Here is a 16,009-nt window from a genome sequence, read left to right on the forward strand (position 1 = left end):
GGGGGCGGGGCGGTGGACGCGGAGGATCGGGCGGGGCGGTGCGCGGAGGGACCGGGGCCCGCCGCGCGTGGAGTCAACCGCGCGTGGACAACGTCGTCAATACTTCACACCGACATTGGTCCGTACCTCCGAGGTGCCGGAATGAGAGCGCTCTCGACATCGCGCCGAGCGCTCCCGGCTTCAACTCCTGTACGCAACTCGTCCCGCGGGCCGCCTCGTTCGGTCGGCTCCCGCACGGCGGTGGGCCGCACGGCGGTGGGCCCGGACGCGCGGGAGCCGCCGGACGACAGGTCGTCCGACGGCTCGGGGCGGGGTGCGCACGGGCTTCCCCGGCGCGGCGGCTCACTGGGCCGGCTGGACCCCCGCGCGCAGCAGCCCGAAGGTGTACGCGTCCTCCAGCGCCTGCCAGGAGGCGGCGATCACGTTCTCCGCGACGCCGACCGTGGACCAGTCGCCGTCGCCGTCGGCGGTGGTGATGAGTACCCGGGTGGTGGAGTCGGTGCCGGTGCGGCCTTCGAGGATGCGGACCTTGTAGTCGACCAGTTCCAGCTTGGCGAGCTGCGGGTAGATCTGCTCCAGGGCCACCCGCAGCGCCCGGTCCAGGGCGTTGACCGGGCCGTTGCCCTCGGCGGTGGCGACCTTGCGCTCGCCCTTCGCCCAGAGCTTCACGGTGGCCTCGTTGGCGTGGCTGCCGTCGGGGCGGTCCTCGACGATGGCGCGCCACGACTCCACCTGGAAGTAGCTGCGGGGGCCGCCCTCGACCTCGGCGCGCAGCAGCAGTTCGAAGGAGGCGTCGGCGGCCTCGTAGGTGTAGCCCTTGAGTTCGCGCTCCTTGACGCGGGCGACGACCCGGCCGACGAGTTCGCGGTCGTCGCCGAGGTCGACGCCGAGTTCCTTGCCCTTGAGCTCGATGGAGGCGCGGCCCGCCATGTCGGAGACCAGCATCCGCATGGTGTTGCCGACGCGTTCGGGGTCGATGTGCTGGTAGAGGTCGGGGTCGACCTTGATCGCGGAGGCGTGCAGCCCGGCCTTGTGGGCGAATGCGGACACGCCCACGTACGGCTGGTGGGTGGAGGGCGTGAGGTTGACGACCTCGGCGATCGCGTGGGAGATCCGGGTCATCTCGGCGAGGGCGCCGTCGGGCAGTACCCGCTTGCCGTACTTCAGTTCCAGGGCGGCGACGACCGGGAAGAGGTTGGCGTTGCCGACCCGCTCGCCGTAGCCGTTGGCGGTGCACTGCACGTGGGTGGCGCCGGCGTCGACGGCGGCGAGGGTGTTGGCGACCGCGCAGCCGGTGTCGTCCTGGGCGTGGATGCCGAGCCGGGCGCCGGTGTCGGCGAGGACGGTGTGGACGACGGCCTGCACCTGGGCGGGCAGCATCCCGCCGTTGGTGTCGCAGAGGATGACGACCTCGGCGCCCGCCTCGTGGGCGGCCCGGACGACGGCCTTGGCGTATGCGGCGTTGGCGCGGTAGCCGTCGAAGAAGTGCTCGCAGTCCACGAAGACCCGGCGGCCCTGGGCGCGGAGGTGGGAGACGGTGTCGCGGACCATCTCCAGGTTCTCCTCCAGCGTGGTGCGCAGGGCGAGTTCCACGTGGCGGTCGTGGGACTTGGCGACCAGCGTGATCACGGGCGCGCCGGAGTCGAGGAGGGCCTGCACCTGGGGGTCGTCGGCGGCCTTGCCGCCGGCCTTGCGGGTGGCGCCGAAGGCCACCAGCTGGGCGTTGCGGAAGGTGATCTCCTGCTGGGCGCGGGAGAAGAACTCGGTGTCGCGGGGGTTGGCTCCGGGCCACCCGCCCTCGATGTAGCCCACGCCGAAGTCGTCCAGGTGCCGGGCGATGGTGAGCTTGTCGGCGACCGTCAGGTTGATGCCTTCACGCTGTGCACCGTCGCGCAGCGTGGTGTCGAAGACATGGAAACCGTCGTCGGTGGGCTCGGCCTTGGTGGTCATGCTGGTCTGACTCCTGTCGGATGAGTGGATCCGGACGATCGGGCTCCACTTGCCCCCATCGTCCCGCACGCGTCGCGCCGGCCGAGGTGAGGGCCGGAAAACGAAAAAACCCCTCGCGGGTGCGAGAGGTCTGCGCGCGGGTCTGGGGCACGGTGGGCGTCGTACGTGGTGGTACGGACGCTCACTGCGGACCGGCGCGCCTGCTGCCAATAATCATGACGAACGAGGACACGGACGCAGTCTGGCACAGCACCGCGCCCGTGACTCCCCCCGTCTCAGGATGCGGTCGGCACGCCCGCCCCCTCGGCCGGGCGCGCCCCGCCGGGCGCCGGGACGGCGGTGCCGGTGCGGGCCAGGTCGATGTCGCGGGTCTCGCGCATGGTCAGGTAGACGACCAGGGACACGGCGGCGCAGCCGGCCACGTACCAGAAGTAGCCCGCCTCCAGGCCCGCGTTCTTGAACCAGAGCGCCACGTACTCGGCGGTGCCGCCGAAGAGCGCGTTGGCGACGGCGTACGGGAGGGCGACGCCGAGGGCGCGGATGCCGGTGGGGAAGAGCTCGGCCTTCACGCACGCGTTGATGGAGGTGTAGCCGGTGACCACGACGAGAGCCAGCAGCGAGAGGCCGAGGGCCGGCCAGAAGGTGCCCGCGTGCTTCAGCATCGTCATGATCGGCACGGTCAGGAAGGTGGACCCGACGGCGAACCCGATCAGCAGCGGCCGGCGGCCGACCCGGTCGGAGAGCATCCCGGCGAGCGGCTGGAGGCACATGAAGACGAACAGGGCGCAGAAGCTGACCAGGGACGCGGTGGACTTCTCCATCCCGGCGCTCCTGGCGAGGAACTTCGTCAGGTACGTGGTGTACGTGTAGTAGGCCACGGTGCCGCCCATGGTGAGGGCGACCACCAGGAACGCCTCCCGGCGGTGCGCCCAGAGCGCCTTGAGAGTGCCCCGGTCCTCGTCCTCGGCCGCGCCGGACTCGGCGTACACCTCGGTCTCCAGCATGGTGCGGCGCAGGTAGAACACGACCGCCGCGCCGAGCGCGCCGATCACGAACGGGATGCGCCAGCCCCAGTCGTGCAGCGCCTGTTCGGACATGGTCCGCTGGAGGACGATCAGGAGACCGAGGCCGACGAGTTGGCCGGCGGTCATGGAGACGTACTGGAAGCTGGAGGCGAAGCCGCGGCGGTCCGGCGCGGACGCCTCGGTGAGGTAGGTGGCGCTGGCGGCGTACTCGCCGCCGACCGACAGGCCCTGCAGCAGCCGGGCCACCATCAGCACGGCGACGCCGCCGTACCCCGCCACGGCGTAGGTCGGCGCGACGGCGATGAGGACCGCGGAGGCGGACATCAGGGTGACGGTCAGGGTCAGCGCGGCCTTGCGGCCCCGGCGGTCACCGATCCGCCCCAGCAGCCAGCCGCCGACCGGCCGCATGAAGAAACCCACGGCGAAGATGCCCATGGTGTTCATGAGGTTGGCGGTCTCGTTGCCCTCGGGGAAGAACGAGTCCGCGAAGTACACCGCGAAGGTGGCGTACACGAACCAGTCGAACCACTCGACCATGTTCCCGGCCGAGCCGACCCAGATCTTCTTCCACTGCTCTCGTCCCATGGTCCGCCACCGTGCCGCACGGACACGGAGAGCGACAAGGGTGGGGCGCACAACGATCGGGCCTACTTGCGTGCGTTGCGTTCACGACCTCCCCGGACGTCGGCGGGTCGCTCGCCGGCGGCCGGTCAGCCGCGCGGAACGGATCCTTCCGGCGCTGCGGCCAGGGTCTCTTCGAGGAACTCGCGCACCAGGGCGAGCGCCCGGTCCCGTCCGGCGCCGGGGATGCCGGCGGCGACCTGCACGCTGAAGCCGTCGAGCAGGGCCCGCAGCCGGGTCGCGTACGCCTCCACGGCCACGGGCCGCAGTTCCCCGTGCGCGGCGCCCTCCGTCAGCAGCGCCACCAGATCACGGTGCCAGGCGGCCTCGACGGCGGCCTGCCGGGCGCGGGCATCGACGCCGGCGTCGCGGGAGCGGTTGTAGACCTCCAGCCAGAGCGTCCAGTGCGGGTCGCCGTGGCCGTCGGGGAGGTACAGGCCGAGGAAGGCGTCGAGCCGCTCGCGCACCGTGCCGGGTCCGGAGAGCAGGGCCGAGCGGCGCTCGCCGAGCCGCCCCTCGCTCCACTCCAGGGTCTGCAGCAGCAGTTCGTCCTTGGTGCGGAAGTAGTAGAGGAGGTGGCCGCTGCTCATGCCGACCTCGCGGCCGAGTCCGGCCATGGTCAGGCCGTCGAGCCCGTGGTCGGCGATCGTCGCCATGGCGGCGGCGAGTACGTCCTCGCGGGGCGGGGCGGCGTTGCGGCGCCGGGATGCCGGGGTCATGCGTCGGGTCCTTCTCCGTCGTCCGCCCGCCGGTGCGACCGGGGCGCTCGTCGTCGTGCGGGGCCGTGGCGGGCCGTCCACGGTCCGGGGCCGCCGCGCGACGGCGGACCACCGGCCCGGCCCCCGCTCCACGGGCCGCCGGGCCATTCTCCGCGACGGTACGGGGCCGGGCACGACAGGGCCCCCGCCGGAGCGGGGGCCGGTGCCTGCTGCGGCTACTCGTCGTCGGTGATCAGCGGGTCCTTGGGCCCGGACTTGCCGGGCATCTGCGTGCGGGCGTCGTCCATGGCGTCCTTGGCCTTGCCCTTCGCCTGCTCGGCCTTGCCCTCGGCCACCTTGCTCCGGTCGCCCATCATCTTGCCCATGGCTTCCTTGGCCTTGCCCTTGACCTTGTCCTTGCCACTTCCGTCCGTCACGGCGACTCCTCGGGTTCCTCGGCCGGCCGCGTCCACGACCGACTCGTACCAGGCCCCCTGCCCTCTCCACGCTAGGACACGCACCGCGGGGGCGCGCGGTGGGCGGACGGGCGGTGCGGGGCCCTGGGGCGGGCGGCGCGGGTCGGAACGTGGGGGCGACTCGCGCTTCCGCCGGGAAGGCGGCAGGGGACCCCCGGTGGTGTCGGCCGTCCACTCGACGCGCGAACACCGCGCGTCCACGGCCGCCGCCTTCACCGCGTCCATGAGGCCGTCGGCCGTACCCTTGCCGCGCTCAGACCGCCGGCTGCTGCTGGGTGATGCAGTGGATGCCGCCGCCCGCCGCGAAGATGGTGCGGGCGTCCACCAGGGTCACCTCGCGGTCCGGGAAGAGGCCGCGGAAGAGGGCGGCGGCCTCCTCGTCGCGCGGGTCGTCGAAGGCGCACAGCACGACGCCGCCGTTGCAGAGGTAGTGGTTGATGTAGGAGTACTCGGCCCACTCGCCGTCGACCCGGGTCACCGTCGGGGCGGGGATCTCCACGACCTCCAGCGGCCGGCCGGCCGCGTCGGTGGCCGCGCGCAGCAGCCGCACGGTCTCGCGGGTGACCTCGTGGTCGGGGTGGGCGGGGTCGGGCTGGACGTGGGCGACGACGGTGCCGGGCCGGACGAACGCGGCGACGATGTCCACGTGCCCCAGCGTGCCGAACTCGCCGTAGTCGGCGGTCAGCCCGCGCGGCAGCCAGATCGCCTTGCTGGTGCCGAGCCGGGCGTGCACCTCCGCCTCGACCTGTTCGCGGGTCCAGTCCGGGTTGCGTTCCTCGCCGAGCTGGACGGTCTCGGTGAGCAGGACGGTGCCCTCGCCGTCGACGTGCAGGCCGCCGCCCTCGTTGACGAGCGGGGAGGAGAGGGCGGGCACCCCGGCGGCCTCGGCGACTGCGCGGGCGACGTGCTGGTCGTGCTCCCAGCGCGCCCAGCCCTGGGCGCCCCAGCCGTTGAACGTCCAGTCCACGGCGGCCAGTCGCTCGCCGTCGCTGACGAAGGTGGGCCCGATGTCGCGCATCCAGGCGTCGTCCAGCGGGCGCACCACGAGGTCGACGTCGGGCCCGAGCAGCGCCGCGGCGTGGTCCTGCTGGCCGGGGCCGACCACCATGGTGACGGGTTCGTGACGGCGGACCGCGTGGGCGACGTCCGCCCAGGCGCGGCGGGCGGCGTCCAGTGCGGCGTCCGTGGCGAAGGTGGGGTTCGGGCCGGGCCACGCCATCCAGGTGCGCGCGTGCGGGGCCCACTCGGGCGGCATCCGGAACGCGGGCGCGGATCCGGTGGCCGGAGCGGGCTGCGGGGTCTGTTCGGCGGTCATCGCGGTCCTAGAGGAAGTAGAGGCGGTTGAGGGAGACGGACTCGGCCGGTTCGGAGCGCAGCGGTTCGCCGTCCAGGGTGACCAGGCCGCTGTCGCCGTCCACGTCCACCTGTCCCGTACGGGAGTTGCGCAGCAGGTCGGCGGGGCCGATGCCGCGGGTGCCGCGCACCGCGACGCGGCGGCGGCGGGTGGGCAGGGCGTCGGCGCCGAGCTGGGTGGCGGCCTCGGCGACGAACGCCACCGACAGGTCGGCGGGGGCGGCCCCGTGCGCGCCGAACTGCGTTCCGAGCACCAGCGGTTCGCAGGTGTCGGTGGCGGCGTTGGGGTCGCCGGTGACGCCGTACGCGGGGAAGCCCGACTTCAGCACGAGCTGCGGCTTGGCACCGAAGAACTCCGGCCGCCAGAGCACGATGTCGGCGAGCTTGCCGGGCTCGATGGAGCCGACCTCGTGGGAGATGCCGTGCGCGATGGCCGGGTTGATGGTGAGCTTCGCCATGTAGCGGAGCACGCGGGCGTTGTCGTCGGCCGGTCCGTCGCCCTCCATCGGGCCCAGCTCGGCCTTCATCTTCGCGGCCATCGCGAAGGTGCGCCGGACCGTCTCGCCTGCGCGGCCCATGCCCTGGGCGTCGGACGAGGTGATGCCGATGGCCCCCAGGTCGTGGAGCACGTCCTCGGCGCCCATCGTCCCGGCCCGGATGCGGTCGCGGGCCATCGCGGCGTCGCCCGGCAGGTCGGTCTTGAGGTCGTGGACGGAGACGATCATGCCGTAGTGCTCGGCGACCGCGTCCCGGCCGAAGGGCAGCGTGGGGTTGGTGGAGGACCCGATGACGTTCGGGACGCCCGCCATCTTCAGCACGTTGGGGACGTGCCCGCCGCCGCAGCCCTCGATGTGGAAGGCGTGGATCGTGCGGCCCTCCAGGACCCGCAGGGTGTCCTCGACCGAGAGGCACTCGTTGAGGCCGTCGCTGTGCAGGGCGACCTGGACGTCGTGGTCCTCGGCGACCCGCAGCGCGGTGTCCAGCGCCCGGGTGTGGGCGCCCATGTCCTCGTGGACCTTGAACCCGCAGGCCCCGCCCTCGGCCAGCGCCTCCACCAGAGGCGCCGGGTGGGAGGACGAGCCGCGGGCCAGGAAGCCGATGTTGACCGGCCAGGCGTCGAAGGCGTTGAAGGCGTGGCGCAGCGCCCAGGGCGAGTTGACGCCGACACCCCAGACCGGGCCGAACTCCTGGCCGATGATCGTGGTGACGCCGGAGGCGAGGGACGCCTCCATGATCCGCGGCGACAGCAGGTGGACGTGCGGGTCGACGGCGCCGGCGGTGGCGATCATGCCCTCGCCGGAGACGATGGTGGTGCCGGTGCCGACGACGACGTCCACCCCGTCGAGGGTGTCCGGGTTCCCGGCCCGGCCGATCGCGTGGACGCGGCCCTCCCGGATGCCGACGGAGACCTTGCGGATGCCGAGCACCGCGTCGATGACCAGGACGTTGCTGATCACCACGTCGCAGGTGTCGCGGACGGCGGCGGCCTTGAGGTGCAGCCCGTCGCGGGCGGTCTTGCCGAAGCCGGCCAGGAACTCCTCCCCCGGCTTCTGGGAGTCGGACTCGACCCGGACGGTCAGCCCGGAGTCGCCGAGCCGGATGCGGTCGCCGGCCCGCGGGCCGTGCACGGACGCGTACGCGTGGGGGTCCATCATTTCTCCTCCGCCCCGAGGTATCCGCAGGCGGCCGCGCGGCGCAGCGCCTCTTCCTTCGCTCCGGGCGCGTCCAGCGGCCCGTCGACCAGCCCGGCGAAGCCGATGGCGATCCGGTCGCCGCCGACGGGCACCAGGCCGACCTCGACGTGTTCGCCGGGGCCGAAGCGGACCGAGGCCCCGGCGGGCACCAGCAGCCGCATCCCGTAGGCGGCGCTCCGGTCGAAGTCGAGCCGGGGGTTGGCCTCGAAGAAGTGGAAGTGCGAGGTCACGCTCACCGGGACGGTCGCGGTGTTGCGCACGGTGATCCGTACGGAGGGTGCGGGGTCCGGGTCGGCGGGCGCGGGCAGCAGGGCGCCGGGCGCGTCGTCGCCGAGGCCGCCCGCCAGCGGGTGGGAGACGACGGCGAGCCGGGAGCCGTCGTCGAAGACGGCCTCCACGTGCACCTCGGTGACGATGTCGGCCACCCCCGGCAGCACGTCCTCGGGACCGAGGACCGTGCGGGCCGCCTCGATGGCCTCGGCCAGCCGGCGCCCGTCGCGGGCCGCCTCGCACACGGTGTCGGCGATCAGCGCGGTGGCCTCGGGGACGTTGAGCCGGAGCCCGCGGGCCCGTCGCGCCCGCGCGAGCTCGGCGGCGCCGAAGAGCAGCAGCCGGTCGCGTTCGGTCGGGGTCAGTCGCACGGTCGCGCACACCTCCATGGTTAGAGCGCCACTCTAACCGGGGCCGGGCGGACGGCGGAAACGCGGGTGGGCGGCGGGGCGGAGGGAAGCGGGGCGGGGCCGGACCACGAACCCGTGCGGGGCTGCGGGGGCGTGCCGCGCGGGGCGGCCTGGACGATCGGGCCGGCCTCGGCGGCCTGGGCGGTCGAGGCTGCCGGGCCGGTCTCGGCGGCCCGCCGGAGCGGCCGGAACGGCCGGGCCGCAAGCCGCAGCGGCTTGCGGCCCGGCCGCTACGAGCCCGCCGCGTCCGTGCCCTTCGACCGGAGCGGCCGGGTGTGGATCTTGGCGAGGCACGCCGGGACCGCCGCGCCGTCCTCGTGCTCGCGGGCCCGGTAGGCGCTGGGGCTCTCCCCGACCAACTCGGTGAAGCGGGTGCTGAACGTGCCGAGCGAGGTGCAGCCGACCGCGAAACAGACGTCCGTGACGCTCATGTCCCCCCGCCGCAGCAGCGCCTTGGCGCGCTCGATGCGGCGCGTCATGAGATAGCTGTACGGGGTCTCCCCGAAGGCGGCGCGGAAGCTGCGGGAGAAGTGGCCCGGCGACATCAGCGCGGCCTGCGCGAGGGCCGGGACGTTCAGCGGCTGCGCGTGGTCGCGGTCCATCGTGTCCCGGGCGCGCCGCAGCCGTACCAGGTCCTCCAGGTTCATGGACCCAGCCTGCCACGGGGACGGCGGGCCCGTCCCCGGGTCCGCCGGGACCGGCCGGCCGGCGCGCGGCGAAGACGCCGGAGGCCGCCCCGGTCGGGGGCGGCCTCGGGCGGGTGCGGGTCCGGTCGCGGCGGGACCCTGCGGGGGTCAGCCGCCCAGTGGGTGCATCCAGCCGTGGGTGTCCTCGGCGGTACCGCGCTGGATGTTCAGCAGCCGCTCGCGCAGCTTGAGGGTGACCTCGCCGGGCGTGCCGTCGCCCTGGAGCCACTCGCCGCCCGCGGACTTCACCGTGCCGACGGGGGTGATGACGGCTGCGGTGCCGCAGGCGAAGACCTCCTTGAGCGCGCCGCTCGCGGTGTCCTCGCGCCACTGGTCGATGGAGACGCGCCCTTCCTCGGAGGCGTATCCGAGGTCACGGGCGACGGTGAGCAGCGAGTCGCGGGTGACGCCGGCCAGCAGCGAACCGGTGAGGGCCGGGGTGACGATCCGGTCCTCGTAGACGAAGTACAGGTTCATGCCGCCGAGTTCCTCGACCCACTTGTGCTCGACGGCGTCGAGGTAGGCGACCTGGTCACAGCCCTTGGCGCTCGCCTCGGCCTGGGCCAGCAGCGACGCGGCGTAGTTGCCGCCGGTCTTGGCGTCGCCCACGCCGCCGGGGACGGCGCGGACGCGGTCCTCGGAGAGCCAGATGGAGACGGGCTTCACGCCACCGGGGAAGTAGGCGCCGGCCGGGGAGGCGATGACCAGGAAGAGGTACTCGTTGGCGGGCTTGACGCCCAGCCCGACCTCGGTCGCGATCATGAAGGGGCGCAGGTAGAGGGATTCCTCGCCGCCGTGCGCCGGGACCCAGGACTTGTCCTGCTGGACCAGCAGGTCGCACGCCTCGATGAAGGTCTCGACGGGCAGCTCGGGCATGCCGATGCGGTGGGCGGAGCGCTGGAAGCGCAGGGCGTTGGCCTCGGGGCGGAAGGTGGCGACCGAGCCGTCGGGCTGGCGGTACGCCTTCAGCCCCTCGAAGATCTCCTGCGCGTAGTGCAGGACCATGGTCGCGGGGTCGAGCGACAGCGGGGCGTAGGGGACGAGCTGGCCGTCGTGCCAGCCGCGGCCCTCGGTCCAGCGGATGGTCACCATGTGATCGGTGAAGTGACGGCCGAACCCGGGGTTGGCCAACATCGTCTCGCGCTCCGCGTCGGACAGCGGGCTGGAGGAGGGCTTGAGCTCGATCGTGGGCGTCGTCATGAATGCTGTCCTTCACCGTTCTCGTGTGTGAGGGACCACGCTCACGCCCGGTACCCCCGGTCTTCACCGGTGGTACGAGGACGTCCGAGCATTACCGCGAAAGGGGTCCCACGTTCGATTATCGCCCGTGGGGAGCCGTGTACGAAATGGCGTGCGCGCGGTCCTGGATTCGATGGTGGCACCCGGAGCCGCACAGGAGAAGCCGCCGGGTGCGTGTGCGACCCGGCGGCTTCGAAGTGGAGTCGTCGGATCAGCCCGCTACGCGTACCGCGAGCGCGTCGCCGATCTGCTCGGTGGTGCGGGCCGTTCCGTCGCGCTCCGCGAGGTCGGCGGAGACGGCGTCCTCGATGCGGGCGGCCTCGGACTCGTGGCCGAGGTGACGCAGCAGGAGGGCGACGGAGAGGATCGTGGCCGTGGGGTCGGCCTTGCCCTGGCCGGCGATGTCGGGGGCCGAGCCGTGGACCGGCTCGAACATCGACGGGAAGGCGCCGGTGGGGTTGATGTTGCCGGACGCGGCCAGGCCGATCCCGCCGGTGACGGCGGCGGCGAGGTCGGTCAGGATGTCACCGAAGAGGTTGTCGGTGACGATGACGTCGAAGCGCTCGGGCTGGGTGACGAAGAAGATCGTCGCGGCGTCGACGTGCAGGTAGTCGGTGGTGACCTGCGGGTACTCGGCGGCGACCTTGTCGAAGGTGTTCTTCCACAGGTGGCCGGCGTAGACCAGGACGTTGTTCTTGTGGACCAGCGTCAGCTTCTTGCGCGGGCGGGCGGCGGCGCGCTCGAAGGCGTCCCGGACGACCCGCTCGACGCCGTACGCGGTGTTGACGCTCACCTCGGTGGCGATCTCGGCCGGGGTGCCGGTGCGCAGCGAGCCGCCGTTGCCGGTGTACGGGCCCTCGGTGCCCTCGCGGACGACGACGAAGTCGATGTCCGGACGCCCGGCCAGCGGGGTCGCCGTGTTCGGGAAGAGCTTCGACGGCCGCAGGTTGATGAAGTGGTCGAAGGCGAAGCGCAGCTTCAGCAGCAGCCCCCGCTCCAGGACGCCGGAGGGCACGGACGGGTCGCCGATGGCGCCGAGGAGGATGGCGTCGTGGCCCTTGAGGGCCTCCAGCTCCGCGTCCGGGAGGGTTTCACCGGTACGGTGCCAGCGCTGGGCGCCAAGGTCGTACTCCTCGGTCTCCAGCTTCACGTCCTGCGGAAGCACGGCGTTGAGGACCTTCAGGCCCTGGGCCACCACTTCCCGGCCGATACCGTCACCGGGGATCACTGCGAGATCGATGCTGCGAGACATGTCCGCACCCTAGCCCCGCGTCCCATCCCATGACATCCCTTGTCCGCCATACGGACACATGACCCGCTGTACGTGTACCGTTCACCTATCGGTGGGTGATCCGTAGGGCTGCCGGTGGATGTTCTGGACATGGACATCCCCCGCTTCGGAATCCCCGAGAAGCTCGCCGACCGCATGAGCATGGCCGAGCAGCACGACTACCTGCGCACCCGCCTGACCCGCCGCGGCGCTCTGCGCGCCGGTGCGGCCACCGCCGCCGTCGCCGGCCTCTCCGCCGGGCTCGCGGCGGCACCCGCCCAGGCCGCCCCCGCCCCGGCCACCCTGCTGAGCCGCGCCGGCACGCGGGTGGACGGCTCACTGGCCGCCCCGTTCGGCCGCCACCTCGCCTTCGGCGCCGAGCCGACCACCCAGATGCGGGTCTCCTGGCAGGTGCCGTTCGCCGTGCGGCGGCCGTACATCCGGATCGGCTCGCAGCCCTGGGCGCTGAGCCGCAAGATCGACGCCGAGGTGCGCCACCTCACCACCCCGGTGCTGAACGGCGGCAAGATCGCCGCGGCCGAGCAGTTCTACCTGCACGCCGCGCTGGACCGGCTGCACCCCGGCACCACCTACTACTACGGCGTCGGGCACGACGGCTTCGACCCGGCGGACGCCCGCAACCTCGGCACGCTCGGCACCTTCACCACCGCGCCCGCGCGGGCCGGCACGTTCACCTTCACCGCCTTCGGCGACCAGGGCGTCAGCTACCACGCCCTCGGCAACGACCAGCTGATCCTCGGCCAGAATCCGGCCTTCCACCTGCACGCCGGCGACATCTGCTACGCCGACCCGTCGGGCTCGGGCCAGTCCACCGACGCCTACGACGCCCGGACCTGGGACCAGTTCCTGGCGCAGACGGAGTCGGTGGCGAAGACGGTGCCGTGGATGGTGACCACCGGCAACCACGACATGGAGGCCTGGTACTCCCCCGACGGCTACGGCGGCCAGAACGCCCGCTGGACCCTGCCGGACAACGGCCCCGACCCAGTGGGACTGCCCGGCGCCTACTCGTTCACGTACGGCAACGTCGGGGTGATCGCGCTGGACGCCAACGACGTGTCGTACGAGATCCCGGCCAACTTCGGGATCAGCGGCGGCCGGCAGACCGCGTGGCTGGACCGGCGGCTCGGCGAACTGCGGGCGCGCGACGGGATCGACTTCCTCGTCGTCTTCTTCCACCACTGCGCGTTCTCCACCACCAACGCGCACGCCTCGGACGGCGGGGTCCGCGACGCCTGGGTGCCGCTCTTCGAGAAGCACCGGGTGGATATGGTGATCAACGGTCACAACCACGTCTACGAGCGCACCGACGCCATCTGGCGCAACGCGGTGAAGCGCCGGGTGCCGATCGGCGAGCGCACCGACCCGACGCGCGACGGCATCGTCTACGTCACGGCGGGCGGCGCGGGCAAGGCGCTGTACGACTTCCCGGCGCCGGACAGCTACGAGGGCGCGGTGGCCGACCGGGAGAGCGTGACCACCTATCACGTGGCCAAGGGCGGCACGAGGGCCGTGGAGACCGTGGAGTGGTCGCGGGTGCGCTACACCGGCTTCTCGTTCCTCGCGGTGGAGGTGGAGAGCGGGCGCAACCCCCGGATGAAGGTCACCGCGCTCGCCGAGTCGGGAGAGCGCGTCGACCACTTCGAGATCGCCCGGGGCTGAGGCGGACCGGCGGCACGCCCCGGTCCGGCGACCGGGGCCGCCGCCGGGCGGCGGCCCGTGCGGGCTCAGTGACCGGTGGAACCGCCGTTGTCCCGGCGGTCGAGGGCGCGCTGGAGAGCGGCGGCGGCGTTCGCGCGCTCGGCATCGGTGGGGCGGGGGGTGTGACGGACGCGGCGGCGGACAGTCGTCTCGGCCATGGGGGATCGACTCCTTGATCGCGTGAGCTCCGGAAGGGCGGCCCGGCCGTCGGCGCGCGGGATGTCTCCTGCGCGCTCTCGTGGACCGGGGCCCGGGTGGGGGATGCCGGAAGGGGCGGGGAGCCGGCGCCGCAGGGGTTGCCTGCTTCGGGGCGTGACGGCTCGCGGCCTCGTGTCGCCGGTTCGGCGCATCGTTCGGCTCCTACAAAGTTAGGACAGCGGAGCCCAGGTGTCTCCACAGTTACTCGGACTTCCTACTATCTGAGACGACCGGTCACCGCCTGCTCGGTGGCCGGTGACGGTACGGAAGGGGTTCTTCCCCGGCCGGAGGGGGCTCAGGACTGCGGACACCTCCCTCCGCACGGCCACCGGCCGCCCAGTCGGCGCTCGCGTCCGGCGCGGTCACCGGCTCTGCGCCCGGCCCCGGGGTCGGGAACGCGGACGGGCCCCCGGAAGGCGTTCCCGGGGGCCCGTGCGAGGTGCGCGTGGAGCGCGGCTACTTCTTGACGTGCTCCGCGAAGACCGGGACCACGTGGTCGATGGCGTACGACACCGAGAGCACCGAGTCGGTCGCGAACGCCTGCGAGAGACCCTTGTCGTCGAAGACCACCGCGTGGCCCCCGGCGACCGCCGGGATCTTCTTGAACAGCGCGTTGGACTTCACCGAGTCGGCCGTGACGCCGATCGGGGCCGTCACCAGCAGGTCGGCGTCGAACTGGTCGAGGTTCTCCTCGGAGACGGTGACCGAGAAGCCGCCGTCCGCCTGCTTCTCGATGACCGGGTTGTTCGTGAAGCCGAGACGCTCCACGAAGTTGACCCGGCCGGTGCCGCCGACGTACGCGCCCCAGTCGTTGGCGGTCTTGGAGGCGAGGGTGACGGTCTTCCCCTTGAACTCCGGGTGCGCCTCGCGCGCCGCGGCGAACTGGTCCTCGATGCCGTCGACGAGCTTCGCGCCCTCGGCCTTCTTGCCCAGGGCCTGGGCGATCATCGCGGTCTGCTTCTCCCACGAGATCATGTACTGGTCGCCGCCCTTCGGGACACCGATGGTGGGCGCGATCTTGCTGAGGGTGTCGTAGCGGGTCCGGTCGCCGCTGGACTTGGTGTCCAGGATCAGGTCGGGCTTGAGCGCCGCGATCTTCTCGTACTCCGGCTCCATGGTGCCGATGGACTGCGGGCTCTTGTCGTAGCGGTCCTTCGCCCACGGGCCGACCCCGTCGCCGCCGAAGGCGAGCCAGTCGCTCTGACCCACCGGCTGCACGCCGAGCGCGAGCGCCGTCTCCGCGTCGCCCCAGCCGAGGGCGACGACCCGCTGGGGCTTCTCGTCGACCTCGATCGCGCCGAACTTGGTGTCGACCGAGACCGGGAAGGCGCCCGAGGAGGCGGTCGACGCCGCGCTCGCGCCGGCGTCACCGCCGTCGTCGTCGGAGCCGCAGCCGGTGACGCCGACGAGGACGGCGGCCAGCGGCAGCGAGAGCAGCCCGAGCGAACGGCGGGTGCGACGGGCGGAGCCGGAACGGCCCGCGAACGAGTGACGGAGTATCACGATTTTCATACCTTCAGGTAGTTGTGCGTAAGAGTGCCGAGATGGGTCGAAAGTCTCTTCTGCCGCGCGCCGGGATGCCTGCCCGTTCAGATTTCTGCCACGTGGTGACGGCCCATCGGGACGATCATCGGGGTGCCGGACGCGGGGTCGGGCACCACCGAACACCGCATCCCGAAGACCTCGGTGACGAGTTCCTCGGTCACCACCTCGGCCGGCCGGCCCTCCGCGACGATCGCGCCGGCCTTCATCGCCACCAGGTGGTCGGCGTACCGGCACGCGAGGTTGAGGTCGTGCAGCACGGCGACCAGCGTCGTGCCGCGCTCCCGGTTGAGGTCGGTCAGCAGGTCCAGCACGTCGAGCTGGTGGCTGATGTCGAGATAGGTCGTCGGCTCGTCCAGCAGCAGCACGTCGGTGTGCTGGGCCAGTGCCATCGCGATCCAGACGCGCTGCCGCTGACCGCCGGAGAGTTCGTCGACCGGGCGGGCCGCCAGCTCCAGCACGTCGGTGGCGAGCAGTGCCTCGGCCACCGCCTCGTCGTCGGCGGCGGTCCACTTGCGCAGCCAGCCCTGACGCGGGTAGCGCCCCCGGCCGACCAGGTCGGCGACCGTGATGCCCTCGGGGGCCACGGGGGTCTGCGGCAGGATGCCGAGGATGCCCGCCACCTCCCTGGTGGGCATGGAGCGGATGTCCCGGCCGTCCAGCAGAATTGTTCCGCCCGTGGGGGTGAGCAGCCGTGCCATGGACCGCAGCAGGGTCGACTTCCCGCAGGCGTTGGGGCCCACGATCATGGTGATCCGACCGGGCGGGACGTCCACGTCGAGGCCGGAGACGATCTCCCGGCCTCCGTAGCCGAGGCGCAGGTCGCGCGCCCCGAGGCTGTGCTCCACGCTCATG

General features: G+C 72.6%; 14 protein-coding genes. 1 reads left to right on the plus strand and 13 read right to left on the minus strand.

What is annotated here, in order from left to right; genetic code table 11:
* Positions 1-342 precede the first annotated feature (342 nt).
* The 10 genes from cimA to Q0994_RS13740 form a co-directional block, all read right to left on the minus strand.
* The gene (cimA, locus tag Q0994_RS13695) at positions 343-1,950 is read right to left on the minus strand and encodes a citramalate synthase (RefSeq protein WP_299533730.1); all 1,608 of its coding nucleotides are present in this window, start codon (positions 1,948-1,950) and stop codon (positions 343-345) included.
* A gap of 275 nt (positions 1,951-2,225) precedes the next feature.
* Positions 2,226-3,560, minus strand: a complete 1,335-nt coding sequence (locus Q0994_RS13700; protein ID WP_299533732.1) for an MFS transporter — start codon at positions 3,558-3,560, stop codon at positions 2,226-2,228.
* 125 nt (positions 3,561-3,685) lie between these two features.
* Positions 3,686-4,315, minus strand: coding sequence for a TetR/AcrR family transcriptional regulator (locus tag Q0994_RS13705; RefSeq protein ID WP_299533734.1), 630 nt, complete (start codon positions 4,313-4,315; stop codon positions 3,686-3,688).
* Between the two features lie 215 nt (positions 4,316-4,530).
* Positions 4,531-4,731 carry a CsbD family protein gene (locus tag Q0994_RS13710; RefSeq protein ID WP_299533736.1) on the minus strand — a complete coding sequence of 67 codons (201 nt, stop codon included), beginning with the start codon at positions 4,729-4,731 and terminating at the stop codon, positions 4,531-4,533.
* Between the two features lie 292 nt (positions 4,732-5,023).
* Complete coding sequence (locus Q0994_RS13715) at positions 5,024-6,085, minus strand: agmatine/peptidylarginine deiminase (RefSeq protein WP_299533738.1); 1,062 nt, start codon at positions 6,083-6,085, stop codon at positions 5,024-5,026.
* Positions 6,086-6,092: 7 nt separating this feature from the next.
* The gene (locus Q0994_RS13720; protein ID WP_299534159.1) at positions 6,093-7,775 is read right to left on the minus strand and encodes an urease subunit alpha; all 1,683 of its coding nucleotides are present in this window, start codon (positions 7,773-7,775) and stop codon (positions 6,093-6,095) included.
* A complete protein-coding gene (ureA, locus tag Q0994_RS13725; protein WP_299533740.1) occupies positions 7,775-8,458 on the minus strand; it encodes an urease subunit gamma in 684 nt (227 codons plus the stop codon). Before ureA ends, Q0994_RS13720 begins: the two co-directional genes overlap by 1 nt.
* A 269-nt stretch (positions 8,459-8,727) precedes the next feature.
* Positions 8,728-9,144 (minus strand): helix-turn-helix transcriptional regulator, encoded by a 417-nt coding sequence (locus Q0994_RS13730; RefSeq protein WP_299533742.1) that lies wholly within the window; start codon positions 9,142-9,144, stop codon positions 8,728-8,730.
* A gap of 147 nt (positions 9,145-9,291) precedes the next feature.
* Positions 9,292-10,383 carry a branched-chain amino acid aminotransferase gene (locus tag Q0994_RS13735; protein ID WP_299533744.1) on the minus strand — a complete coding sequence of 364 codons (1,092 nt, stop codon included), beginning with the start codon at positions 10,381-10,383 and terminating at the stop codon, positions 9,292-9,294.
* A gap of 250 nt (positions 10,384-10,633) precedes the next feature.
* On the minus strand, positions 10,634-11,674 hold the full coding sequence (locus Q0994_RS13740; RefSeq protein ID WP_299533746.1) for a 3-isopropylmalate dehydrogenase: 1,041 nt from the start codon (positions 11,672-11,674) through the stop codon (positions 10,634-10,636).
* A gap of 129 nt (positions 11,675-11,803) precedes the next feature.
* Here Q0994_RS13740 and Q0994_RS13745 point away from each other — a divergent pair, with 129 nt between their 5' ends.
* On the plus strand, positions 11,804-13,375 hold the full coding sequence (locus tag Q0994_RS13745) for a metallophosphoesterase family protein (protein WP_299533748.1): 1,572 nt from the start codon (positions 11,804-11,806) through the stop codon (positions 13,373-13,375).
* A gap of 65 nt (positions 13,376-13,440) precedes the next feature.
* Here the strand turns inward: Q0994_RS13745 and Q0994_RS13750 are convergent, their stop codons facing one another.
* From Q0994_RS13750 to Q0994_RS13760, 3 genes are all read right to left on the minus strand, one after another.
* On the minus strand, positions 13,441-13,572 hold the full coding sequence (locus Q0994_RS13750) for a hypothetical protein (RefSeq protein WP_299533750.1): 132 nt from the start codon (positions 13,570-13,572) through the stop codon (positions 13,441-13,443).
* Positions 13,573-14,068: 496 nt separating this feature from the next.
* Positions 14,069-15,112 carry an iron-siderophore ABC transporter substrate-binding protein gene (locus Q0994_RS13755; protein WP_299534161.1) on the minus strand — a complete coding sequence of 348 codons (1,044 nt, stop codon included), beginning with the start codon at positions 15,110-15,112 and terminating at the stop codon, positions 14,069-14,071.
* A gap of 89 nt (positions 15,113-15,201) precedes the next feature.
* Complete coding sequence (locus Q0994_RS13760) at positions 15,202-16,008, minus strand: ABC transporter ATP-binding protein (RefSeq protein WP_299533752.1); 807 nt, start codon at positions 16,006-16,008, stop codon at positions 15,202-15,204.
* Position 16,009 lies beyond the last annotated feature (1 nt).

The organism is uncultured Streptomyces sp. (assembly GCF_947488945.1).
Classification (GTDB): Bacteria; Actinomycetota; Actinomycetes; order Streptomycetales; family Streptomycetaceae; genus Streptomyces.

What these genes read in the sequence shown, in the direction of transcription:
- Q0994_RS13720 (WP_299534159.1), bottom strand. Translation starts at nt 7,775, where the DNA reads ATGGACCCCCACGCGTACGCGTCCGTGCACGGCCCGCGGGCCGGCGAC.
- Q0994_RS13750 (WP_299533750.1), bottom strand. Translation starts at nt 13,572, where the DNA reads ATGGCCGAGACGACTGTCCGCCGCCGCGTCCGTCACACCCCCCGCCCC.
- Q0994_RS13735 (WP_299533744.1), bottom strand. Translation starts at nt 10,383, where the DNA reads ATGACGACGCCCACGATCGAGCTCAAGCCCTCCTCCAGCCCGCTGTCC.
- Q0994_RS13745 (WP_299533748.1), top strand. Translation starts at nt 11,804, where the DNA reads ATGGACATCCCCCGCTTCGGAATCCCCGAGAAGCTCGCCGACCGCATG.
- Q0994_RS13730 (WP_299533742.1), bottom strand. Translation starts at nt 9,144, where the DNA reads ATGAACCTGGAGGACCTGGTACGGCTGCGGCGCGCCCGGGACACGATG.
- Q0994_RS13760 (WP_299533752.1), bottom strand. Translation starts at nt 16,008, where the DNA reads ATGAGCGTGGAGCACAGCCTCGGGGCGCGCGACCTGCGCCTCGGCTAC.
- Q0994_RS13700 (WP_299533732.1), bottom strand. Translation starts at nt 3,560, where the DNA reads ATGGGACGAGAGCAGTGGAAGAAGATCTGGGTCGGCTCGGCCGGGAAC.
- Q0994_RS13705 (WP_299533734.1), bottom strand. Translation starts at nt 4,315, where the DNA reads ATGACCCCGGCATCCCGGCGCCGCAACGCCGCCCCGCCCCGCGAGGAC.
- cimA (WP_299533730.1), bottom strand. Translation starts at nt 1,950, where the DNA reads ATGACCACCAAGGCCGAGCCCACCGACGACGGTTTCCATGTCTTCGAC.
- Q0994_RS13740 (WP_299533746.1), bottom strand. Translation starts at nt 11,674, where the DNA reads ATGTCTCGCAGCATCGATCTCGCAGTGATCCCCGGTGACGGTATCGGC.
- Q0994_RS13715 (WP_299533738.1), bottom strand. Translation starts at nt 6,085, where the DNA reads ATGACCGCCGAACAGACCCCGCAGCCCGCTCCGGCCACCGGATCCGCG.